This window comes from Armatimonadota bacterium (assembly GCA_013314775.1).
Lineage (GTDB): Bacteria > Armatimonadota > Zipacnadia > Zipacnadales > JABUFB01 > JABUFB01.
The window spans coordinates 105,666-129,564 of sequence record JABUFB010000013.1; the positions used below are offsets into that span (position 1 = coordinate 105,666).

14 protein-coding genes are annotated in these 23,899 nt (G+C 64.2%); 12 read left to right on the top strand and 2 right to left on the bottom strand.

All coding sequences use genetic code 11. The features are described 5' to 3' along the window. Window positions 1-56 precede the first annotated feature (56 nt). A complete protein-coding gene (locus HPY44_17220; protein ID NSW57751.1) occupies window positions 57-3,317 on the bottom strand; it encodes a discoidin domain-containing protein in 3,261 nt (1,086 codons plus the stop codon). A 106-nt stretch (window positions 3,318-3,423) separates the two neighbouring features. Here HPY44_17220 and HPY44_17225 point away from each other — a divergent pair, with 106 nt between their 5' ends. From HPY44_17225 to HPY44_17270, 10 genes are all read left to right on the top strand, one after another. Beyond that, window positions 3,424-4,446: a galactose oxidase gene (locus tag HPY44_17225; GenBank protein NSW57752.1), complete on the top strand. Its 1,023-nt coding sequence runs from the start codon at window positions 3,424-3,426 to the stop codon at window positions 4,444-4,446. A gap of 23 nt (window positions 4,447-4,469) precedes the next feature. Further along, the gene (locus HPY44_17230; protein NSW57753.1) at window positions 4,470-5,831 is read left to right on the top strand and encodes a glycoside hydrolase family 71; all 1,362 of its coding nucleotides are present in this window, start codon (window positions 4,470-4,472) and stop codon (window positions 5,829-5,831) included. A gap of 117 nt (window positions 5,832-5,948) precedes the next feature. Next, window positions 5,949-7,910 (top strand): hypothetical protein, encoded by a 1,962-nt coding sequence (locus HPY44_17235; GenBank protein NSW57754.1) that lies wholly within the window; start codon window positions 5,949-5,951, stop codon window positions 7,908-7,910. 44 nt (window positions 7,911-7,954) lie between these two features. Beyond that, window positions 7,955-8,260, top strand: coding sequence for a hypothetical protein (locus HPY44_17240; protein ID NSW57755.1), 306 nt, complete (start codon window positions 7,955-7,957; stop codon window positions 8,258-8,260). Window positions 8,261-8,291: 31 nt separating this feature from the next. After that, window positions 8,292-9,422 (top strand): carbohydrate binding domain-containing protein, encoded by a 1,131-nt coding sequence (locus tag HPY44_17245; GenBank protein ID NSW57756.1) that lies wholly within the window; start codon window positions 8,292-8,294, stop codon window positions 9,420-9,422. Next, on the top strand, window positions 9,419-12,553 hold the full coding sequence (locus HPY44_17250; protein ID NSW57757.1) for a hypothetical protein: 3,135 nt from the start codon (window positions 9,419-9,421) through the stop codon (window positions 12,551-12,553). The genes HPY44_17245 and HPY44_17250 overlap by 4 nt, the downstream gene beginning before the upstream one ends. A gap of 93 nt (window positions 12,554-12,646) precedes the next feature. Beyond that, window positions 12,647-13,987: an ABC transporter substrate-binding protein gene (locus HPY44_17255; protein ID NSW57758.1), complete on the top strand. Its 1,341-nt coding sequence runs from the start codon at window positions 12,647-12,649 to the stop codon at window positions 13,985-13,987. 5 nt (window positions 13,988-13,992) lie between these two features. After that, complete coding sequence (locus HPY44_17260; GenBank protein NSW57759.1) at window positions 13,993-14,958, top strand: sugar ABC transporter permease; 966 nt, start codon at window positions 13,993-13,995, stop codon at window positions 14,956-14,958. Next, window positions 14,958-15,812, top strand: a complete 855-nt coding sequence (locus HPY44_17265) for a carbohydrate ABC transporter permease (protein ID NSW57760.1) — start codon at window positions 14,958-14,960, stop codon at window positions 15,810-15,812. The genes HPY44_17260 and HPY44_17265 overlap by 1 nt, the downstream gene beginning before the upstream one ends. A 47-nt stretch (window positions 15,813-15,859) precedes the next feature. Beyond that, on the top strand, window positions 15,860-17,161 hold the full coding sequence (locus HPY44_17270) for an FAD-dependent oxidoreductase (protein NSW57761.1): 1,302 nt from the start codon (window positions 15,860-15,862) through the stop codon (window positions 17,159-17,161). 32 nt (window positions 17,162-17,193) lie between these two features. Here the strand turns inward: HPY44_17270 and HPY44_17275 are convergent, their stop codons facing one another. After that, on the bottom strand, window positions 17,194-19,449 hold the full coding sequence (locus tag HPY44_17275) for a hypothetical protein (GenBank protein NSW57762.1): 2,256 nt from the start codon (window positions 19,447-19,449) through the stop codon (window positions 17,194-17,196). Between the two features lie 199 nt (window positions 19,450-19,648). On the opposite strand from HPY44_17275, the gene HPY44_17280 reads away from it, so the two are divergent. Continuing rightward, entirely contained in the window at window positions 19,649-20,437 is a 789-nt protein-coding gene (locus HPY44_17280) for a hypothetical protein (protein NSW57763.1), read from the top strand. Continuing rightward, window positions 20,434-23,877 carry a hypothetical protein gene (locus HPY44_17285; protein NSW57764.1) on the top strand — a complete coding sequence of 1,148 codons (3,444 nt, stop codon included), beginning with the start codon at window positions 20,434-20,436 and terminating at the stop codon, window positions 23,875-23,877. The genes HPY44_17280 and HPY44_17285 overlap by 4 nt, the downstream gene beginning before the upstream one ends. Window positions 23,878-23,899: the final 22 nt, after the last annotated feature.

Below are 23,899 nucleotides of genomic sequence, written 5' to 3' on the forward strand. Positions count from 1 at the left end.
CCGCAGTATTATAATGCGTTTCGCCGCATGTGAACACCTTCTTGTACCGCCGCTGATCATTCCAGGTCCGGGCCCGCGATGCGCTCGCCTTTTTGCTGCAGCGCCTGGTCTTCGGGCTTGAAGGTGCCGTAGAACAGGACATTCGTATCCATCCAGGTGATGAGCCGCTCCAGTTCCGCCTCAGTCAGCTTGACGTCGTGGTGGCCTTCCCACAGCATACGCATGAGGCTGCTGCCCCGTGCGCCGTACCTGTTCGGCCGGCTCACAGCGTCGAGGCTCCCCTGATCGGAATAGGGTACTCGCCTCGCCAGGGCATTGTAAGATACCGTGTAGTGCCCCTCGGGTTCGCCAGTGAGACGCACGCCTCCGCCGGGCTTTTCTCCGCTGTGACAGCCGACGCAGGCGCGGTCCAACACGGGCTGCACAAGAATCGGGTAGCTGAAGGGCTTCGAACCGTCGGGACCAGGCTTGATGGTGGACGGCTCCTTCCTCAGCGCCGCCATTCTGCGCACCACGGGTGTGCTTGTTCTCGGCTCGTGGCATCCGGCGCAGCTAAGGGTCTCTCCCGGCTGCACATAGGTGAGGCTGCGCATCACCTGAATCGCCTGCCCGCGTTCATCCAGCGCCTGGAAACAGACCGGGGTCCGCGCGGGTACCCGGAACCACGCCGAACCGTCCTCCTCCACCGGAACCGTGCCCAGGACCTGCTTGCCGGGGGCTCCGCTGGGCACCCCCACCGCCGGACGGTCGGCCCCCGGCGTAGACTTGGGCAGCACCTGGATAATCCGCAGGCTCCGCACCCGCTCGAACAGCGGCGGGTCCCCGGATTGCACGTTCTGCAGCAGCACCGTGCCCCAGTCGTCCTCGCGACCGGCTTCGAACACCTCGGGCACCACCGGCGGCCGCTCCCTGGGCCTGAGCGGCGCGGGCCACAGGCTGGCGATTGTCAGGTCTCTATAGAGCAGTTCCCGATTGCCGAAAGCGTCGGCGAGATACAGACCGAACATATTGGGCGCATTGCCCTTGGGCTCGCCGATGAGTCTCTCGAAACTGTATGCCGCGAGGAAATACTTTTCGGACAGCGGGAACGGGCTGCGGAAACAATGACCGGGCCAGCGAAGGTTCTCGGGCGTGGTCAAAGGCTCTGCCTTCGCGGAATACCAGTGTGGCTCCACCTTGAACTCGCCCTCGGGGAAGGGCACTTCCGGGGTCAGGCGGGTCAAAGGCGCGTGACCGTCCACGCCGGCCGCAACATCCACCAGCACCACCGATCCCGCCGTCATTGCATGGTGGGCGGCTGCAGTCGCCATCACCCTCCGCGAACCGGGGATCGCCCTCGGCTCCCACAACCCAACCGGGTTGAATGTCTGGTTGCCGTAGAAGATGGACGGGCGCGTGCCGTCGGGAGCAGTGGTCCACAATTGCTCGAAAAACACCGCGTTGCGGTCCACGTAGTCCCACCGGGTGTAGGCGATTCGCCCGTCATGCAGCACCGTCGGGTCCCATTCCTGGGTCTCGTGGAGCGAAATCGGTGTCGGATTGGCCCCGTCGGCGTCAGCAACCGCGAGGGTGTAGTTCTCGCAGCCCGGGTACCCACACCGGTGCCAGCCGCCGCGTCGAGTGGAGACGAAGACAATACGCCCGTCCGGCAGGTGCCGCGGCGCGAAATCATCGTACGGGCCGTCGGTCAACTTGCGCAGCCCGGTGCCATCAGCGTTCATGGCGTAAAGATGGTAGTACCGCCCCGCTTGCCCGAGGATCGTGTTCTCCGGCGGAGTGTCGGCCTCGCAGAAGGCGAACAACAAGTGATCGCCAGCGTAGGAGACGTCCAGGTTCTGCACGCTCCCCACGGGAAGCCGGCTGCCCGTGAGGTCGCGCACCTTCATGGACCGGCCCGGTTCGTCCAGTACGAACACTCCCCCACCGGGCCGGGCATACCTCCCGTAACACTGGGTCAACTGGTGGCTGAATGCCCCCGGGACCTGCTTCACAAAGGCCAGCGGCCCCACGTCCGCCAGGGGATTCTTGAGCGCGATCTCGCGCTTGAGCACATGCACCCGCCGCCAAAGGTCCACGGCGGCGTCTTCATCCGGTTGATCAGCGCTGAGAGCGGCGAATTCCCGCTCCAGCGCCCGCCAGCGCGAAGTCTCGTCCCGCAGGGGAACGCCGGCTGCCCTGAGGTCACGCAGCAGGTCGCCGCCGCGCTGGAGACAGGTCTCGATAGCCTGCGCGGTGCTCACCGGGTACCTCAGCGTTCCGACTCCGTCCTGCATGCGCCAGTCTGCTTCGATAAGCGCCTGCTCCATCGCGGGGCGCAGTTCGGGCAGCGGGATCGGCGGCAGCCTCAAAGGTGGATCAGGCAGCGCTGACCGCAAGGGCATTTCCCGTCCCGGCAAGATCAGGCGCAGGTCGCGCAAGACTACCCAGGTGCCGCGCGACAGCCCGCGCATCTCCACAGATACTTCGACCCGACCGGTAGTCACGGGCACATCCAGCTCGAAGGCCCTGGCTTCGCCGCCGTGACCGCGGAACTCGCGGCGCTCTCTGCCCGCGGACACAACCACCAGCGCCTGGCCATCCTCAATCGCGGCCCGAGCCGCGATGCGCAGTGGCTCATTCACGCTTACCAGCGCCAGGCGGGCAGCCACCGTCTCTTCCGGCTCCAGAACCGCCTGCACCATTGGGGGGCCCTGAGTGAGCATGACTTGCGGGCCATCCTTGAGGGCAGCCACGCTCAGACCGCAGTAGCTCGCGGTTGCGGTCGCGGGCCTGCCTTGGAGTTCCAGGCGTACATCCTCGACGCCCATCACACCGGCTGCGAGAAGCTCCACTTCCGCCAGGCCGCAAGTCTGATATGAGTTATAGGAGGTCAGGACCACGATGCGGAGCCAGCGAGTCTTGCCCTCAGGCATGTTGACCTCGGCCCGGGCAAGGCTCTCGTCGGCCAGTTCGCCGGTGGCAATGCGCTGCCACACTTTGCCGTCGAGAGAGGTCTCCAGCGCGAACTCCCGGGTGTGGTACATGTTCCCATGCCAGAAAGCCTGATGCAGCACCACGCGGCGCAGGTCTGTGGGGCCGGCGAACTCGAATGTGATCGCGGTGGGCAGGTCGGTCTTGTCCCGCGAAAACCAGCAGCCGCTGCCTTGTTCCAGGCTGCCGTCCACCGCCTTCTCTCCCCCATAGTCCGCCGCGAAAGCGCTGTCGGCGACTGCCTTCGTACCGTAGCGTGGACCGGCAACGTTGACCAGAGACTGTTCGGCGCGCAGGCCGACGATGGTGAGGGCGAGCAGGGACAAGGTGAGCATCTGACGAAGCACTATACTACCTCCCGCGTGACGGCTGGCAGTTCCGGGGTGACAGTTCCGCTCCGAGCGCCCGAATCCCTCTGTCCGCGCGGAAAGCAGGCAATGGAGGTCCGCTCCCTTGAGACAGGACAACCGTGCGCCCATACTGATGGTCATTCTCACTTTGTGTACGCTGGAGGCACCCATGAGCAACGCCGACGCCCCGAATTGGGTCCTGGAATCCGAACACGCCCAGTGGGCGCCCCGCGATTCGTGTGGTGAGGTCGTCCACGATGGCAGGATGTGGCTGATGGCCGGCTGGTTCGACTCCAACAGCGTCGGTCCGCGGGACGTCTGGGCATCCAGCGACGGCGTCAACTGGACCGAGGTTACCCACGAGGCCGGCTGGAGACACGGGGACCTGCCGACTACCCTCACCTTCAACGGCCGCATGTGGTTCATGGGCGGCTGGTACAAGGGCAGGCTGGAAGGCGCTTGTGCGAGCAATGAGGTCTGGTCATCGGCGGACGGTGCGGTCTGGGACTGCGTGACGCCGAACGCAGCCTGGAGCCCGCGCCTTGCCGCAGCGGCGGTGGAGTTCAAGGGGAGGATGTTCCTCCTCGGCGGCATCGAACAGTACTTCTTCGGCGATGACAGCCACCTGCGCAACGACGTCTGGGCTTCGGCGGACGGGAAGAACTGGGAATGCGTGACCGAGAGTGCGCCGTGGGCTCCACGCGCTTACCATGCCGCGGTGGTTTTCAAGAACCGCATCTACGTCTTCGGCGGCGGCAACTACCTGCCCGTGTACAAGGCCTTCAATGACGTCTGGTGTTCCGAAGATGGCGCGAATTGGACCTGCGTCACCGAGCACGCGCCCTGGCACGAGCGCATCTGGTTCCAGGCCCTGGTGTACCGCGGCTGTCTCTGGCTGCTCGGAGGCTGGTCCAATGAGCCGTCGCGCAACTGGAACGATGTCTGGTACACCGCGGACGGGGTGAACTGGAAGCAGCTCAAGACCGAGACGATCTGGTCTGAGCGCCACGAACACTCCTGCTATGTCTTCGACGATCGCATCTGGCTGGTGGCGGGGAATGCCTGGCCGCTGGTCAATGACGTCTGGAGCCTGTACTTGCCCCCGGACTGGACGGGTCAAGAGTGACACACCATAACGCGAGGCAGAGAATGCTGCACCCATTGCCCTGGGCCATCCTGTTTTCCCTGTTTATCGCAGCAACCTGTTCTGGGGCCGACGATGCTTTCCGGCCCACTCGGAAGGTATTCGCACATTACATGGTCTGCATCCCCACGGCAGGCGGGGGAGCCACCATCGAGGACTACAAGCAGGAGATCATTGAAGCCCAGAAGCGGGGCATCGACGGCTTCGCCCTGAACTGCGGCGGGTGGTCTCTGCGCGAGCCCCACTACAAGGCGCGGACGCTCCTTATCTACGAGGCGGCAAAGCAACTGGGCACCGGCTTCCTGCTCATGATTTCCGCCGACTACGCCACGGGCCTGACCTTCGAAGAGACCCGGGACATGATCACCACCTTCCGTGACCACCCGAACCAGTTCCGCTGGGACGGGAAGCCTGTGCTGTCCACTTTCGCGGGCGAGGGCAGGGACAACTCCCACGGGAAGGAACTGATCGCCTTCCTGGACAGTGAGTTCCCTGACGGCAAAGGCGGACGCAACGTTGTCTTCGTGCCCTACTTCTACCCGCGGCCCAATATTACCGAGCAGCCGCAGCAGTTCCACGCCGACCAGGTCTTCGACACATTTCCCGGATTGGACGGGTTCTTCTACTTCGGCGCGGCCGGGACTGGCGAAGAGCTTGCACGCTGCAATGCCCTCCTGGCAGACAAGTGGGTGGGCGCGGGGAAAATCTTCATGGCATCGGTGACACCCTTCTACCGGGGCTTTGGCGGCAATTACCGGGTCTACGAAACCCTCGGCTTCCAGGGCATGGCGCTGGAGTGGGAAGCGGCGATCAAACACAAAGCCACCTGGGTGGAGATCGTCACCTGGAACGACTGGGGCGAGGCCAGCTACGTGGCGCCCTTCGGCGAACCGGGCGACACGGAACACTGGGGCGGCCACTGGGGGCCCATGCTGAACCACGTGGCCTATCTGGACGCAAGTCGTTACTACATCGACTGGTACAAGACCGGCTCTCCACCGGAGATAACCCGCGACCAGGTCTTCTACTGCTACCGCCTGCACCCAAAGTCCGTGGAGGGTAGCGTCAAGCCAGGCAGCGACGCGAAGGGCAGACCGGGCCGCGCAGACGCACTGCACGACAGCGTGTTCGTGTCCTGTTTCCTGAAGGCTCCGGCGAGGCTCATTGTGCACAGCGGCGACACGCGGGCGAACTTCGACCTCGCCGCCGGGGTGCATCACCTTGAGACCCCGGCATCCATCGGCGAGCAGCGGTTCGTCCTGGAGCGCGAGGGGCGGATCGTGCTGGACAAGATCGGCGAGCACGCCATCAGCGAGGATCCATGGAGCAATTTCAACACTTTCACGGGAAGCGCGGAGGGGGAGTAGCGAGTTGCACTGGTTCTGGAGACAGAGCCTGCAGCACAGCACACCATGCTGGGCATGGAGTGGCGCCCCGCCGCTTCGGGTACGACATGCCGCTATTGAAGAAAGGCGTGACTAGCTTTGCTCGCCATCGCCATTGCACTTCTCGCCGCCGTCTGCCTGCTCGCGGTCGCTGCACCCGGTTCAGGGGCAACGCTCTACGTCTCGAAACTCGGGGATAACTCCGACGGTTCCTCCTGGGCTAAGGCATTCAACACAATCCAGGCAGCGCTGCAGGCGATCCCTGACGACCAGGGCGGACATCGGGTCATCGTGCGCCCGGACACCTACTTCGAGGCCAACCTGTTCCCCTCCAACAAAGGTGCCCAGGGCGCGTACAACGAGCTTATCGGCGATGTGGACGGCAAGTTCGGCTCGGGCACAACCGGTTACGTAATCCTCGACTCCAGCGACCCCGACCAGCGAGGCTTCAAGAGCTACGACTGGTGGGGGCCGATCCGCGCCTACTCCCGGGGATGGTCGCCGGAGCATCAGGACGAGACCTTCTCCGCAATCTGCTGGGACCGCTGGCGCATCGCCAACCTGTACGTCACCGGGGGCGACGGCGGCCTCTTCTTCGACTGCACCGACCAGGTGAAGCCCTTCACAGTGGTGGTCGAGAATTGCGTGAGCATCGGTCGGGCATTCGGTGGCGGCGTTGCCAGTTGCCTGTCGCGCCCGGATGAGCCCATCACCTTCCGCCGCTGCCACCTGTGGGCGCTGGATATGTGGGGCGATACCGCCGGAGCATACGTCCGCGTTGAAAACCAGGCCATGCCGGAGCGGCCGGATGCGGTGTTTGAGGACTGCACCATGGTCGGCCCCCAATGCGCGCTGAAGGCCAGCAACTTCGGCTTCCATACGTTCACCCGGGTCCGCCTCAGTCGCTGCCGGCTCATCGTCCTGAACTTCTCCCAGCCCCATGGGACGCCCACAGACGGCATCATCCAGAGCGTGCAGGAAGGCAAGCTGCTGCATGTGGACCTCGAGGACTGCACCCTCATGGGCTATAAGGTCTTCGGGGTGGTCGTGGAAAAGCAGACCGTGGGCGACATCGGCTACACCACGAAGGGCGATGTGAAGGCCTACGTGCAGTATCAGCAGGACGTCCCCGCGGGCATCCACCGCATACCCCACTGGCCGGTGGATGTGTTCCAGACGCTTCTGCCCCCCTCTCCGGAAAAGCCGGTGAAGCTCACGAACCGGCGCGTCGTGCGCCGGGAGATGTGCGAGCTGTCGCCCTTCATCTGGAACGGGCGGCTGTGCCACATGGACTGCGTGCGGCCCGGTTCCGGCGGGAGCGTCGAAGACTACTACCTGCGCTTCACGGACGCGGAGACCGGCGAGGAACTGGGGCGCTGCGCGGAAGGCTACGGCCTGGCGTCGATCATCGTGGAAGGCGGCACTGCGTATGTCTTCGCCTCGCGCTGGGAGAACGGAGACTGGCGGGATGTCACCCTGTTCAAGTCGCGCGACCTCAAGTCCTGGGAATCGCGTCTCGCGGTGCAGGGCGAAAATGAGGGGATCTTCAACACCTCGGTCTGCAAGGGCCCGGACGGATTCGTGATGACCTACGAGAGCAGCGACCCGGCGTACCCCGCCTTCACCGTGAAGTTCGCGCGGTCAGACGACCTGGAGACCTGGACGAAGCTGCCGGAGTCCACCTTCGGCACCAACCGCTACACTGCCTGCCCGTGCATACGTTACGCGGACGGCTATTACTATGTGCTCTACCTGGAGCGACGCTCACCCCGCCACGTGTTCGAAACGTACATCACCCGCTCCGCCGACCTGCGACACTGGGAACTGAGCGCGGCCAATCCGGTGCTGCAAGCCGAAGGTATCGACGAAGGCATCAATGCATCGGACCCGGAACTGGTGGAGCTGGACGGCCTCACCCGGATCTACTTCGCGGTGGGCGATCAGCTCACATGGATGAACCTGAAGTCCGCGGACTATCCGGGTACGCTGGCCCAGTTCCTCGCGTCGTGGTACGAACTGCCGGGCATCCCGGACCACGGCTGCGCAACGCCGCCCGAGTAGCCGCACATGACCGCAAGACAGTTCAGATGGACCGGAGACCCACCATGACATCAGTCCGCATCCTCGCCGCACTGGCCCTCATATTCAACGCCGGGCAGGCGATGGCCCAGACGCCACCTCCACCGCCCACAATCCCCTATCTGGGCGAAGCGGATCTGAACGGTGATGCTGCGCTGGACGGGAAGGACATGGCCCTGTTCTTCGCGGCCTGGATCAGTTATCACCACCAGGGCGCCCTCACTCCGAAGGCGGATTTCGACGAGAATGGCGCCATCGACCATGCCGACGCGGAGTTCATGATCCAGGAGTGGATCAAGGTGAGCCGGTTCGCGTGGTTCACCGCGAAGTAGCACGCGCGACGCAGATACGGGAGGAACAGCCATGAGGCACCTGCTGCTGCTGTCGGCCCTGCTGACAGTCTGCGCTGCTTTCGGGCAACAGAAGCTGCCCGAGGGGGTCCTCTATTACTGGGACTGCGACCGCTGGGCATCCGGCGGCTGGCGGGACACCGCCTGGGCGAAGGGTGGCTCCGGGCGGATCGCGTTCGACACCGCGGACAAGTTCCACGGGGTGGCGGCAATCCGGCTGGAAGGCGCCGCGGATACCGAGGTGGCGGCCTACAACCTGGAGGCCCCGGTGTCCGTGGAGACAGGCGGCGAGTATGTGCTGCAGGTCTGGACGAAGACCCGGGGAGTGGCCGGGGTCGCCGAGATCCGCTGCCTCGCCCACGGCCCCAAACCCGGCGAGCAGTACCGCCCGCTGGGCTGGGTGAAGCTCTCCCCCACAGGGCACCTGCGACTTCCGGCGGACCAGGACTGGACCCGCCACCGGGTCACCATCGGCGACCTGCCCGGCGGCACAAACCGGCTCTTCTTCTACTTCCGCATCGAGGGCGAGGGAACGGTCTGGTTCGATGAGTTCTCGGTAGCACAGGCCGGAGTTGAGGTCCCACCTGGGGCGAAGGTGCCGCTGCGCGACGAGGACTACGCGGGCATCCGGCTGGATGACGCCGACTTGCCGGCGAATCTCCTCACCAACGGCGGCTTCGAAGAGGGAATGGGGCCCTGGACCGTGGTTCCATCGGACTACACCGCGCGAGTGGATGATGCCGTGGCGCATTCCGGCTCCCACAGCCTGCGGTATGATGCCCGGGAGCACACGAGTTGCCACATCTGGCAACGGGTCCGCATCGACCCGCGCCGCTATTACCGCATTTCCCTCTGGGCGAAGACTGAGGGCCTCGTCGGGTACTTCTTCACCCACCTGCTGCCGTTCAACCGCCATTCGGTCCCCACCGGCTGGCATGGGGAGAACCACGCCAGCGAGCACCATTACGTCACCGGCGACACCGGGGGCTGGCAGGAGCGCGCCCTTATCACCCGCTTCCGGCCGGATGCCGACGCCGTGGCCATCTTCCTGCGCGTCGAGGACACCATCGGCACCGTCTGGATTGACGATGTGACCATCCAGCCCCTGCCCCTGGACTACGAAGCCGGAGGTGAGGGTCGATGAAGCGCCCGAAGCCTGCACGCTATCTCGTTCCAGGCGTCCTGGCCTTCCTGACCGCGGCTATCTCTCCCGCACTCGGCGACTGGCAGACCGGGCCCCTGACTCGCTCATCCGATGCCCGCGGCAACGTGTTGACGGACAGTTCCCTGGAGGCTGGCGGATGGACGGCGTCCGACGGCGCGACCATCACCGGGGATGCCGCGCGGACGGGACAACTGGGCGCGCGCATCCAACGCGCCGATGACCGCACGAAACCCCGCATCCAGAGCGGTCTGATCCCCGTACAGCCGGGAAGGTGGCTAATCTCCGGCTGGATTCGCACCCAGATGCCCTCCAGTGCTGATCCGAACTACAGCGCGGTGCTCGATGTCCAGTGGCTCGATGCCGCCGGAGCGGACCTGGGTTCGGGCCGGGCTGCCGCTGTCAACGGGCATACACACGACTGGGTCTACCGGTCCGCCCCATTGAACGCGCCGGCCGGTGCCGCACACGCGCGGCTCACGTTCTTCTTCAACTGGTCCTCCACCGGAACCGCCGACCTGGATGACGTCGCGATGACCCCCGCGACCGACGACGCTTCCGCAAGTCCCCCGGTGAGTCTCTCTCTCTCCGCCGCAGAGCGCGTCTTCGACCCCGGCGCGCCGCTGGCCGTGCGCGCCTCCGTGCGGCTTTCCGAGGGCCCGCCGAGAACGGTGCCCCTGTTCCTGGAGGTTACCGATAGCAGAGGACGACCCATCACGCGTGGCGAGACGATCTGCGAGGCCCGGTCGGACAGGGACACTCCGGTTACCATCACCGCGGAACCCGCCGAGGCGCCGATCCGCGAACATCTTGTTGCCCGGGTGCGTGCCGGTGGCCAGTCCGCCCCGTCCTTCGGGCTGCTGGTGGTGCCACGCCCCACCGATTTCCGCCTGGACGAGACATCCCCCTTCGCTTTGCTCGAAGGTCACCCGTACCTGCAGAGGCGTCTGGGGGCGCGCTGGCAGCGGCCCAACTTCAACTGGAATGAGCGCGAGATGGAGCTTGCGAAGCGTTACGGCGTGACCTACGTGGGGATGATCAACGAAGCCAACCGCGCCCTGGTGGGCGACATGCCCCTGGAGGAATACGGGCAGTATGTGTTCGAGTCGGTCTCGAAGTTCCGGCATCTCGTGAAATACTGGCAACTGGGCAATGAGCCCAACCTGTACCAGCCGGGGATCCCCGAACGCTGGGCCGAGGTGCTCCGGGTGGGCTACGAGGCCGCGAAGCGCGCGGACCCGGACTGCCAGGTGATGTGGGGCGGCATCACGGGCCTCAATGTGGACCCGGAGATGGTGGACAAGCTGCTGACAGCCGGTGGTGGGAAGTACACCGATATCATCGACCTTCACCTGTATGTGCCCATCCCCGAAATGGACCGGCTGCTCAGCAAAGTGCGCGCGGACATGGCCCGGCATGGCGTGGACAAGCCCATCGTCATCACCGAGGTCACCGCCGCACTGGGAACGGTGTTGCCCGAGCGTGTCAAAGCATCCCACGTCTACAAGCGCTACGGGGTTGCCGAGGCCCACGGTGTGCTGGCTTCCTGGTGGTTCGTGCTGCACTGGGTCAACACCGGCGAGTTCCGCTACTGCTCGCTCATCGACCCCGGGACCGGCGAGCCGCACGAGGGCGCTGCGGCATACGCGCGCCTCACCGAGGCGATCCAGGACGCCCGGTTCCTCAAACGACACGACGCAGGAGAGGGGAACTGGGTCCTCGAGTGGGAACGCGGGGACCGCCGGGTCTTCCTTGCCTGGGCCGAGGGCGAAGGCACCACCGGTTCAGTCTCGCTCCCCTGCGGTCAGGGCGACGGCACAGTGGTGGATGTGGCCGGGCATGAATGGTCGGTGCGCGTGGGAGGCAACTTCTGCATCAACCTGCGAGACGAACCGCTCCTTCTTGATCTTCCCGCGCCCGATGCGTCCATCGGCATCGGGCCCGGTATCGATGTGAATCCGGCCGAACTCCGTCTGCCTCGGGGAGCAGCCGGCACGGCAACCATCCCCGGCGTCTCGGGGACGCTGAACCTCGACGCCCCGGCGGGCATTGAGGCCGGCTTCGAAGCCAACTCCATCAGGGTGCGCGCTCTGCCTGACGCGGAACTCGACACCCACTGGTTGGTTCTGCGTGAGACCGAAGGCCCGCGCGACGCCGGCTTCTACCGGCTGGCGGTGACCGTTACCCCGCCGCTGCAGGTGGAAATCACCCCCCTTCCGGTGGTAAATGGCCCAGCTGCTGTCAACCTATCTGTCACCAATCTCGGACCCGAAACGGTGTCCGGGTCGATCGAGCTTCGCTCGCCGGTCTCGGGTGGTCTACGCCGTGACGAGATCAGCATCCCCTTCCAGACCCTTGGTCCGGGCCGGACGGGAACTGTGACCGCCGAACTCACCGGGCGCCCGGACCCGTTGGCCCGGTATCCCTTCCAGGTGTCAGCAGTCGCAGAGACCGGTGTGCGCGAGGTGCTGGAACGGACGCTCGTGTTCACTCCTGCCCCGCAAGTCCGGCAGGCCGTCTCCGTAGACGGCGACCTGTCCGACTGGCCGGAGCTATTCCCCATCGTGATTGGCGCGAACACCGGCGAGACCTCGCACCCATCTGACGGCCCCCCCAGCGGGCCTGGCGACATCTCGGCCCGCGCAGCATTGCAGTGGGACGAGAGCAGCCTGTACCTTGCGGCCGAAGTTACCGACGACCTTCATGCCAACACTCAGGACGCGGGGGCGATCTGGGACGGCGATGGCATCCAGTTCGGGCTCGCGCCCTGGCCATACGCGCCGGGCAGCGATTACTACGAGTGGGGCGTGGCTCTCACCGGAGCAGGCCTGAAGCGGTGGTCATGGCGCGCCGTGGCCCCTGCCCCAACGGGCAACATCGACTTCCCCTGCGCCATCAAGCGCGAGGAAGGGCGCACGCTCTACGAAATGGCAATCCCCTGGGCCAAGCTGCCGCCAATGTCGCCGCAAGTCGGGATAACCTTCGGATTCGGCTTGCTGGTCAACGAAATGGACACCGGCAGTCGCGGCTATTACGGCTGGCATCAAGGCATCGCAGGAGAGAAGGACCGCGCGCGGTTTGGGCAGGTGACCTTAGTGCCCGCGGCGCGGTGACGGTCCGGCGGGTTGGCGGCGTGGCCACCGACATCTCCCGTCCTCCTTGGGGGGCCTGAAGGTAAACGGTGGGGGTTCGCGGAATGTATGGCTATGCGAAGGTTTCTGCCAATTGCTTTGTCCGCCCTTCTGTGCATTGCCATCGCGGGCTGCGGGCGCGACGCGTCATCATCCTCAGGCCGCACGGTGGTCCGCGTCTGGCATGTCTGGGGCGGGACCATGGCCGAGGGCTTCACCAGACTGTGTGAAGCCTTCGCAAAGGAGCACCCGGAGATCGAGCTCCGCCCCGTCTTCGCATCCAATGACCTCGCGACCAACCAGAAGTTCTTCACTGCCGTGGCTGCCAAACGCCCTCCCGAAGTGGTTTTCGTTGACGGCCCCCAGGTCGCTCCGTGGGCCGAGTGGGGAGCGCTGGAACCTCTCACCGACCGCTGTGAGCAGGCAGGCATTACCGAGAATGACTACTTCGCGCCCTGCTGGCGACAGAACACATACAAAGGCGACGTCTGGGCGCTCACCTTCTGCGCGGACCCCAATTTCGGGTTCGTCTGGAGCAAGAAAGCATTCCGCGAGGCCGGCCTGGATCCCGAGAAACCTCCCATAACCATCGAAGACCTCGACCGCTGCGCACGGGCCCTCACTCGCCGAGAGGGCAACGAGCTGACCCAGATCGGTCTCATCCCCTGGTCGCAGTACGGGGCGGCCAATTCCATCTTCACCTGGGGCTGGGCCTTCGGGGGCGATTTCTTCGACTACCAGACCGGCCGTGTGACTGCCGACGACCCGCGCGTTGTGAAGGCCCTGGAGTGGATGGTCTCTTACGCGAAGGAGTATGACGTCACCAAGGTCGCCAGTCTCGAACGCGGGTTCGGATCCGCGGAACAGAACCCCTTCATAACCGGCAAGGTCGCCATGATGTGCCTGCACATCGGTGGGATCGCCGACCTGGCCCGGTACGCGCCGGACCTCGACTACGGAGTCACTTTCATCCCGGCACCGCCCGACGGTGAGCAGCGAAGTTCATGGGTAGGCGGCTGGTGCGTGTCCATTCCGAAAGGCGCCGAGAACCAGGACGCTGCCTGGGAGTTCATCCGGTGGCTCTGCGCATCGGACGAGGGGACTGCGCTGGTGGGCGAAGCCACGGGGCTCTTCCCCGGGTACAAGGCGTCACCGTATCTGAGGAGCGTCCAGGGCAAGAAACATTATGGCAAGTTCTTGCGGATCCTCCAGGAATGTCGCCACCAGCGCCCTGTGATGCCGGTGCAGGCCCGGTATATGCGCGAGCTGTCCCGGGCCGTGGACGCCGCGGTCTACGGCAAGCTCTCCCCCCAGGCCGCACTCAGACGGGCCACCGAGACTACCCAGCGTGAACTGGATACCATCACTGCGGGAAGCGGTTGGTCCCAACCCACCAACTCCGGGCAGGTGGAGTGAGCTCGATGCAGCTGTCCACGATATCGGGAGATCGGGGTGAGCGCTTGGACACGCCTTCCGGCGCCCAAGACCTGAAGCGCGGGCGCACCCTGGCCGGACTGCTCTTCTGCGCGCCGGCGATCCTGGGTTTGCTCATTTTCACGCTTTACCCCATGCTGGCGTCGCTTTATTACAGCTTCACCCGCTACAGCGTCATGAAGCCGCCGGTCTGGGTGGGCGCCACGAACTACGCTCATCTCGCGCACGATGAGCTGTTCTGGAAGTCCCTCGGCAACACCGCGTACTATGCGGTGATTGCTGTCCCTCTGGGTATCGTCGTGGCCCTGGGACTGGCGCTTCTGCTCAACATGAAAGTGCGCGGGCAAGCGCTTTATCGCACGTTCTTTTTCGTCCCGTCAATTGTTCCGCTGGTAGCCAGCTCGGTCTTGTGGATATGGCTTTTCAACCCACAGAACGGGGCGATCAACGCTCTCTTGCGGCCGATTTTCGCGTCACTTGGCCTCGGTGAGCCGCCCGGATGGTTCGCCGATCCAGCCTGGTCGAAGCCCGCAATCATTCTCTGGAGTCTGTGGGGCGTGGGCGGCTCCATGGTGATCTTCCTGGCGGCCCTGCAGGACGTGCCCCAGGAGCTTCACGAGGCGGCCGAGGTGGACGGCGCTAGAGCCTGGCACAGGGTCCGGCACATCACATTGCCCTTCATCAGCCCCCAGATACTCTTCGTCCTCATCATGGGGATGATCGGCGCCTTCCAGTTCTTCACCCCAGCCTACGTCATGACCCAGGGCACCGGCGGGCCGGTAGATTCCACCCTCTTCTATTCTCTGTACCTGTTCAACGTGGCCTTCGCGGACTTCAAGATGGGCTACGCCTGCGCGCTTGCGTGGATCCTTTTCCTGCTGATCCTCGCATTCACTGCATTGATATTCCGAACCTCGGCGCGGTTCGTGTACTATGCAGGGGAGGGGAGATAATGCCGCAGGCCAATAGGGACGGTTCCCGCCGCACACCGGTCCTCTCCACGGTCCTTGCCCACACTGCGCTTATCTTCCTGAGCGCCGTCTTTCTCGTGCCCCTATTGTGGCTGATCACCTCGTCCCTGAAGACCGACGCTCAGATCTTCAAGTTCCCGCCCGAGTGGATCCCCAATCCATTGACTTTCGAGAATTATCCCAACGGGCTGACCTTCATTCCCTTCTGGCGGTTCCTGCTGAACACCAGCATCCTGTGTGTGGCCACAGTGCTCGGGACGATTCTGTCCTGCTCCCTTGTGGCCTACGGCCTTGCGCGCATCAACTGGCGCGGGCGCAATCCCCTCCTGTACATCCTGCTGGGAACAATGATGCTCCCCTTCCAGGTCACCATGGTGCCTGTGTTCGTCATGTTTGCGCGCATCGGGTGGGTGGATACGCTCTGGCCTCTCATCATCCCCCACTTCTTCGGGAACGCCTTCTACATTTTCCTGATGCGCCAGTTCTTCATGACCATCCCGGGTGAGCTTACGGAAGCCGCACGCATTGACGGCTGCACCGAATGGGACATCTACCGCAAGATCGTCTTGCCCTTGAGCAAGCCGGTACTGGCGACCGTGGGCCTTTTCGCGTTCATGGCCACCTGGAACGACTATCTCGGCCCACTCATCTACCTGGCGGACGAAAGCAAGTACACACTTTCCCTGGGACTGGCGAGTTTCTCCAGCCAGTACGGATCCTATCCGGGCATGCTGATGGCCGTCACCACCGTCATCACAGTGCCCATCATCGTTCTGTTCTTCCTGGCCCAACGCACCTTCATTCAGGGCATCACGCTCACGGGGATCAAGGGATAGCGGCTCTGCCCGCGCGATTTCATCCCCGTCACAGCGAGGTCACCACTGTGCCTGACTTCGACATTCTGATCATCGGTGGGTCGGCGGCGGGAAGCAACGCAGCCGTGGCAGCAAGGAAACTGTATCCGGAAAAGTCCATCGCCGTCGTCAGACGTGAAGAAGCCGCCGTCATCCCGTGGCACATCTACAAGGCGATGCGCGATGAGGATTCCCTGCGCAAGCAGGCTATGCCGGACACGGTATACACCCGCAACCGCGTGACGCTACTGATCGGCGAGGCAACCGTGGTGGACCGCCAGGCGAAGACGGTGGAACTTTCTGACGGCCGGCGACTGGGCTATGACCGGCTGCTTCTCGCAACGGGTTCGTCTCCGTTCGTGCCCCGCCTGCCGGGCGTGGACCTGCCGGGAGTGTTCCCGGTCCGCAAGAACATCCCGCATCTTGCCGCGATGCGCGAAGCCCTGGCTGTCGCGAGCAGTGTGGCAATCATCGGCGGCGGGTTCGTGGGTGTTGAATTCGCGAGCGAACTGGGCTGCCGGGACGGGTTGCAGGTAACGCTCGTGGAGTTGCTCCCGCGCTGTCTCGCGGTGGCATTCGACGAGAGCATGTCAAGCCGCGCAGAGAGCCTATTGAGAGACAGCGGGGTCGAGATCCTGACGCAAACGCGGGTCGCGGCGATTCTCGGGACAAAGCGAGTGGAAGCCATCCGGCTCGCCGATGAAAGGGAGTTCCCGGCGGACGTGGTACTCCTGGCGGTTGGGGAGCGCCCGGAGACCCACCTTGGTGAAGCGTCCGGCCTGCCAGTGGGTGCATGCGGCGGTTTCGTGGTGGATGACCGAATGCGCACTCCCGACCCAACCGTCTTCGCGGCGGGTGACTGTGCCGAGAAGACCTCCTTTTTCGGCGAAGCGTCCTGCCCCTTGCGCACTGCCACAATCGCGGCGGCCGAAGCGCGCATCGCAGCAGCGAACCTCTATGGCGACGGACCGCGCGACCCGGGCACCATTGAAGCCTACTCAACGACCATCTGCGGCGCGGGCTTCGTGACAGTGGGCCTGAACGAGGGCACTGCATTGGGCCTTGGCAGGGAAGTCGTCGTCGGGGTCGCTGAGAACCCGGATGCACGGGTGAAGCTGCTCTTCGACCGCAACACCGCCGATCTTGTGGGGTTCCAGGGCGTGGGCCGCCTGCCGTCAACGCTGGTGGACCGCCTGCTCGCCGCCATGCGAACGTCGACAAGCCTGGCCACCGTCGCGGAGAACCCCGCGGCTGCGCTGCCCGGTGTTACCGACGCCGACCTGCTGGCGCTCATCGCCCAGGCAGCACAGGCAGCGCGCGCAGCACTGTAGCCGCAGCCGACCGGTCCCACGCGACGCAGTAGTTAGCGCGATCGTTCACGCGCCACCAGTCCTGCCACATCCGCCCTCAACGCCTGCTGCTCCCCGAGCAGCCTGTTGAGGTCCGCGCGGCCGGAAAAATCGCCGCGCTTGAACGCATGCCGGAGGCCGAAGTAGGTGACGCTCAGGGCTTTCAATCGCCCCAACGCCGCCACCCACTCCGGGTCCTGAGTGCAGTCCACCTTTGCGACCACTGGTCGAATGAGCCGGTGGATCTCCCCGAAACCCCGCTGCGCTCGGTCGAGCCCCAGCCCCATCTCCCAACACCCCGGGGCCTCCCTGCGCACCGCGTCCAGCATTTCGCGAACCGTGCGCAATGCGGCGCGGTCGCGACTGCGCTTCGCCATCCCGGCCAGCATACTCTCAATCTCCCCCACATCCAGCCCCTGCGCCTTCAAAACGCCGCACTCCACGCTCAGGCCCTCGACTTCCCGGTCGAAGCGCCGGGCGAGTATATCCCGCCGCACAGAGCGGCACGAATCCTCGGGGGCGGCCATGAGTATCGCTCCACCTCCCGGCGGCAGGTCCAGAGCGAATTCGCCGTCACCGCCCACCGGGACTTCGCGCAGCGTGAGCATGTTGTGAAGCTTCTGGCACTCGGGCAGGGCGATCCGCACCGTACCCCGGTATGGCTGGAGCAGGTCCTTGTTGGACAGAACCACGTAGTCGCCCATTCCATTGCGCAGGCGGCCCAGCGTCAGGCGGTCTGTATCGTACTCGACTTCGGGCTTCATGTCCCCGGGTTCGGTGGCGTCCAGAAGTGCGGGCATCGCGGGGACAAGATCACGGGCAAGCGCACTCAGCGCCTCGTAGGTAGGATGCGCATTGCCCCATGGATCGACCAGGGTGTCATCGAACTCTTCGCCCCGCAGCATGTTGTCCAGGTATGTGCAGGTGTCATTGTAGATAAAGAACAGGAAGCCGCCTGCGCCCGCGCCGATCGCGTTGAACACATCGAAGAGCGCTTCCGACGGGTCAGGCATGCGCATCGTGCATCTGGTTCCGCGGCGCCAGCTGAAAGCCTGGGGGATCATCCACACCTTCCCGCCATTGGAGTACTCTCGGGCATTGCGTACCAGGTCGGCGTGGAAAAGCAGGGCGTCCACGGAGCGCTCCGGCCGGAATATCGAGTACGGGTCCAGCATCATCAGTTCCATGTACGGCCCGAGCAGTTTGGCGACCTGCATGAGATTGAAGGCGCTCGCCACCGGGTGATTGGGGTCGGCCGCCTGAACGATCTGCTTGTTCTCCAGATAAGCAATGCAGTCGTTTGGCTCGTCTCGCCCGTACCACGCCAGCAGCCACGGGTGATCGCGGTTCTCCCTGATCAGCCGGAGCCTGTGATCCTCCGGCTCCGCGTCGCGAAGGTCGGCATTGGCCAGTGCCGTCTCCACCAGGTACAGCCGGTACTTCTCCATCAGTTTCAGGCGCCAGGCCACGCGGCCATCATCGCAGAAGTTGGAGATGGCATTCATCCCGTGGCGCTTGAGGTCCAGCAGGTCGTCTTCGAAACGCTCATCGGCCGTCTGGCCGAAAATCTCGGCATTGGCGACGTTCCCGGCCGCCACGGTGCTGATCACGCCAAAGGGGAAGACCGTTTCCAGGCACTCATAGCGCCGGCGACGGTAGCTGCCTTCAGGAAGGAGAGCATCCGACGGGAGCTCAGGCAGTTTGCCCTCGGCTTCGAAGATCTCGAAGTCATCCAGACAAAGCTCCGTACCCGCGTACGCAATCTGCATGCTGGAAATCTCGTCGCCAACTACTCCGTCTCTGGGCGTATCCGGGTTCCCGAAGCGCTTGAACAGTGCGCTTTTCAGGTACCGCTGGACCAGCGTCCATCCGCCCCCCGGAAGCGGGAAAGTGAGCAGGTACTCCGCCTCCTCCGTGGCATTGCGAACGTTGATGCCCTCCATCGTGCCCGGTCCCACGCGCAGCCGGAAACGCACCATGGTGCGGTCAGTGACACGGATCGGCCTGGGGAACTCGACGATAGGGGTGTCCCAGTCTGGTGCGGGCACCGTGAGCTTGAGGCAGGTGTCGCTCTCATACCCGGGCGAGGCAAGTTCCATCGTGACCTTCTGAGTATTGGACCACGCCCTCCAGTGCTCCAACTGGTCAGGGGATTCGAAGTCCGCCAGGAACTGGCGAGCGGGAACGGTGGATGCAACTGGTGCTGACCACGCGTGAAGAGTCGCACTGAGCGCGACTGTGAGCACAAGCCTGAGCCATCTCGGAGCCATGATCGCTTTCGCCTCCACATCAAGTGCTGGAGTGAAGGACCAGCCGTATCCCCCTTCTCCCCCGCTCTGGGCGATCCTCCCGCCTCACATCTCCTGGCGGGGCATCGTGCCGGGGTAACCACCAGGAGGGTTAGCGGCATCCGGCGCGAAATCTCTATTCCGCCGACCACGCCCTGTTTGGCACAAGGAGACGGACAATATGCGGTGCGTCTTTGTCAGCCTGGCAGCCGTGGTGTTCACTGCGCTTCTGCAGGCCGCTCCGAGCGATCCTCTCGACCCCCGCGCAGACCCCTATTTCGCCAATTCGGAACTGCGGGCCCTTATGGACTGGGTGACTTTCCGTCTCACCTTCGATGGCGACAGCCTGACCCCGGATATGGCCGCCGGCGCGGCGACCTTCACTCTCCACGGGAGACCGCGATTCGCCCCGGGTGTGAAAGGCCGCGCCCTTCTCGCTGGTGATGGGAGCGGATCCGGGATGTATCCGCGCGCGGGCAATGCTCCCCTGGCCTCGCGCGGGGCAATCTCCGTCTGGATCTGTCCGGTGGCGTGGACCCGGGGGAATGGTGGCAACACCGTGGTGCTGATGACAACCAACTCGAGCTTCTACCTCCAGCGTCAGGGCCCCCTCCACAATGCGGAAGGGGTCTGTACCCGAAATGAGGGGCTCCAGTTCCTCATGTTGTCCGATGTCACCGGCAATAACTGTCTCATGTTCGGCACCGAGGGCTTTCCCCAGGGCAAGTGGCGGCTGCTTGTGGCGAACTGGTCCTGGCCCGTCATGCAGTTCTCACTGGACGGTGGTGAGTTTCAGAGTCTCACTGTGAAGCAGAGCCCCACGGAGGCGGAGTTCGGCGGACTGATCGTGGGGGCTGCGGATGGCGAGCCGACGCTGATCGACGAACTGACTATCTACCGTCGCCCCCTGAGTTTGCAAGAAGCGCGGAGCATATACAGTGCGATAGGCCCGAAGGAGAGCGCGCGATGACAGGTCGACCCGCACCCTGGACGAACCGTCTCTCGGTCGCAGCGCATGGGATGGCAGCATTGCTGGCCGTGGTAATCCCTCTCGCCGCCGACCCATTGCTGCCTGTGGTCACTCTCCCGTTGATGGAGACCCCTCCCACCATCGACGGCCGCATTGACGAGGCCGAGTGGTCCGGCGCGGCGCGCAATGTGGGCCTGTGCAGCCAGTACGACCTGATGCTGGGAGCCCGCGATGCCATATTCTGGGTGGGCGCCGGCGCAGACACGCTCTACATCGCCCAGAAGACCGAATTGCCGCCCGGGGGAGAGATACTCAATCGCGCTGTGGCCGACGGCGACCGAGACATCGTAGCCGCACTCCATGATGACTCGGTGGAACTGGTGATACATCCGCATCTGGGGGCAACCACGGGAGACCAGCGCTATTTTCACATCATCGCCAACCCACGCGGCACGATCTTCGACCGTTCCTTCGACCCATCGAACCCGCAGAACTCGATAAACACGGCATGGCGCATCAAGGGCTGGAAGTATCAGAGCCAATTGCTGGATGGGTACTGGCATGTGGAGATCGCGATTCCCTTCGCTTCGATCGGCGCCACGGCCGGCGACCTGGCGCACCCGTGGGGAATCCGCATCTGCCGCAACTGGCAGCGTGGCTGGGACCAGAGCCGCTGGGAGAGCGTCTCCGCGCCATACGAGGACATCCCAACGATGCCCCGCGTGAGCTTCTCCCCCACCGCCCCGATCGTGCAGGTGCTGGGGCTGCGCAGCGAAGGCAAGCCCAGGATTGAGTTGGGCGTTGCTCTTCCAGCGTCGGCTACGGGCGTCCTGCCGGTGCGGGTGGCGATCTCCGACACCTGGAGCCGTAACCCGCCGACGGAGGTCACCAGGGATATCATTCTCGCCCCAGCCGCGCGGGAAATTGTGACCTTCGAGCCGCCGGATGGAGGCCCGGAAGGCGCGCACCGGACAATCATCCGGGTCACCTCCCCCGACGGCGAGCGTACCTTCTACCAGCGGGAGTTCACCTGGAAGCTGGAGGTCCCCGCTGAACGCTGGGAGGTAGGCAAGGAAGACAGGCAGGCCATCGAGTTTCAGTACAAGGTATACCCGTATTACGGGAAGCTCAAGGTGCGGGTCGGGGTCAAGTCACTGGCCTCGCGGGATCAGGTTCGCCGGGCCCGACTTCAGGTGCGCCAGCAGCCGGACGGGCCCGACGTCCTGGTTACGGACCTCCAATTCACCGACTACGAACATGAGAGCATCCATGACATCGGTAACCTGGCCGAAGGCGCCTACGAGATCTCAGTCACTCTCATGGGTGGAGAGGGCGTGCCGGCGGAGCCCGTCTCACAGGTGTATGAACGGAAGGTGTTCGCCTGGGAGCACAACCAGATGGGGCTGTCCCAGCGGGTCATCCCGCCCTTCACGGCCATTGATCTCAACGGCAACACCCTATCCACGGTGCTGCGCGAGCATTCTCTCAACGGCGCCGGAATCTGGGATCAAGTCAAGAGCCTGGGAAAACCGCTGCTGAAAGGCCCCATGCGCTGGGTGGTGCGGACGCCCGACGGCGAACAGCAGGTTTCCGCTGGCGAGCTTGCCGCAGCTGAGCGCCGGCCCGACTTCGTGGTCACTCGGGGTAGCTTTACCGCAGGACCGCTGGCCGCCCGAATCCGGAGCGAGTGGGAACAGGATGGAATGGCCAAGGTGCATCTCCAACTTGACAGGGCCCAGGCGGCCCGGAGTGACGCCGCGGTGGAGCGGGTTTCGCTGGAGATACCCTTGGACGATTCGCAGATGCCGTACATGCACGCCTGCGGCGACGGCCTGCGGTTCAACTTCGCGGGAAGGACACCGGCGGGCGACGGACCGGTATGGAACTCCAACGAGGCAAACAGGACCAACATCGTCGGTACTTTCTATCCCTACATCTGGTTGGGTGGCGGAGAGCGCGGCCTGGCGTGGTTCGCAGATACAGACAAAGGGTGGAGTCTCGACGAATCCACCCCGACCATTGAGCTGATCCGCCAGGATGAAACGCTGCTCCTGCGGGTGAACTTCATCACGAGACCCACCACCCTCGAGACGCCGCGCGAGATCGTGTTCGGCCTGCAGGCCACCCCTGCGAAACCCATGCCCGAAGAGCCCGTCAACTGGCGCCGCTGGATTTGCAGCAGCACCAATGACATCGGCGTGCAGCCCTTCACCATCGTCGGGGCAACGTACTACTACGGGATGCTCAGCTATGACCTGTGGCCGCGTGGCCGGGACTTGTCGATCTACGATGCATTCTCCCGCGCGCGTGACACCGGGGAATATGACGACGCTTTCGTGAAGCAGTGGGTGGAGGGGAACAAGCCCTATGTCGACCCCGAGAGCGACATGTGGAAGACCTACGACATCCACGTGCAGTCGGGCATGCGTTCGGCTTCGGGAGCCGTGCGGTCAAAGGGCTGGCTCTGGACGCCATACACCAATCCCCGGGGCATGGGGTTCCACGAAGATGAGTGGCCCGTCTTCCAGGACGAGTGGGTCAACTTCCCCTACCAGGAGCGCAGCCGTTCAGGCTCACTGGCCTACGAGATCACACCCTGCGAGAGCTTCAGGGATGCAGCGATGGCCTCGTACAAAGAGATGATGACCTGTTTCGACGGCATCTACTGGGACAATATCTTCATGGCAGCTCACTACGACACCGTTGTCGGCGGCGCGTGGGTGGATGAGAAGGGGCGCATTCATCCGGGGATGGGGCTGTGGGCCATGCGCGACCTCATCAAGCGCACGGCGTTTCTCTTCCACGAACAGGGCAGGCCCGTGTTCGCGAACGTCGCCCACATGACCAACACAAACATCGTGCCGATCCTGTCCTTCGCCAACATCAACCTGGACTGGGAGTGGCAGTACGGCAAGCGCGACTTCCAGGACCGTTTCGCACCGGACCTTACCGTGGCTGAGACCATAGGGCGCCAGTGCGGCAATATCCCGCTTATCCTCGCAGGCGGCTTCTACGACGCGAAGGACCCGGCGTACGATTGGTGCATGCGCACCCGGCTCGGGGTCTGCCTGGTCCACGAAATCCGCGTCTGGGACTGGCAGCCCGGGTTCCACCACGAAATGTTCGCGAAGCTTTTCGAGTTCGGCTATGGCACGCCGCACTGCCGCGTCTACAACTACTGGGACGACGGCTTCCCCCTGCAGACAGAGGGCGCCGATGTTCGCGGAATCGTGCTGGTCAATGGACAGAAGGCAATCGCGATCGTGACTGACTACGGCGAGGGCGGAGACTGCCGCCTGAAGCTGGACCTGAAAGCCATTGGCCTGCCCGAGACCGTGACTGCAACCAATTTCGAGACAGGAAAGGCCATGGACGGTGCGCGCGGTGAGGCGCGTTTCAAGATGAAAAAGCACGACTTCCGGGCGGTGTTGTTCGAGTAACGCCCACGGGCCGACGCCTAAT

What these genes read in the sequence shown, in the direction of transcription:
- HPY44_17260 (NSW57759.1), top strand. Translation starts at nt 13,993, where the DNA reads ATGCAGCTGTCCACGATATCGGGAGATCGGGGTGAGCGCTTGGACACG.
- HPY44_17245 (NSW57756.1), top strand. Translation starts at nt 8,292, where the DNA reads ATGAGGCACCTGCTGCTGCTGTCGGCCCTGCTGACAGTCTGCGCTGCT.
- HPY44_17265 (NSW57760.1), top strand. Translation starts at nt 14,958, where the DNA reads ATGCCGCAGGCCAATAGGGACGGTTCCCGCCGCACACCGGTCCTCTCC.
- HPY44_17255 (NSW57758.1), top strand. Translation starts at nt 12,647, where the DNA reads ATGCGAAGGTTTCTGCCAATTGCTTTGTCCGCCCTTCTGTGCATTGCC.
- HPY44_17275 (NSW57762.1), bottom strand. Translation starts at nt 19,449, where the DNA reads ATGGCTCCGAGATGGCTCAGGCTTGTGCTCACAGTCGCGCTCAGTGCG.
- HPY44_17280 (NSW57763.1), top strand. Translation starts at nt 19,649, where the DNA reads ATGCGGTGCGTCTTTGTCAGCCTGGCAGCCGTGGTGTTCACTGCGCTT.
- HPY44_17240 (NSW57755.1), top strand. Translation starts at nt 7,955, where the DNA reads ATGACATCAGTCCGCATCCTCGCCGCACTGGCCCTCATATTCAACGCC.
- HPY44_17285 (NSW57764.1), top strand. Translation starts at nt 20,434, where the DNA reads ATGACAGGTCGACCCGCACCCTGGACGAACCGTCTCTCGGTCGCAGCG.
- HPY44_17250 (NSW57757.1), top strand. Translation starts at nt 9,419, where the DNA reads ATGAAGCGCCCGAAGCCTGCACGCTATCTCGTTCCAGGCGTCCTGGCC.
- HPY44_17230 (NSW57753.1), top strand. Translation starts at nt 4,470, where the DNA reads ATGCTGCACCCATTGCCCTGGGCCATCCTGTTTTCCCTGTTTATCGCA.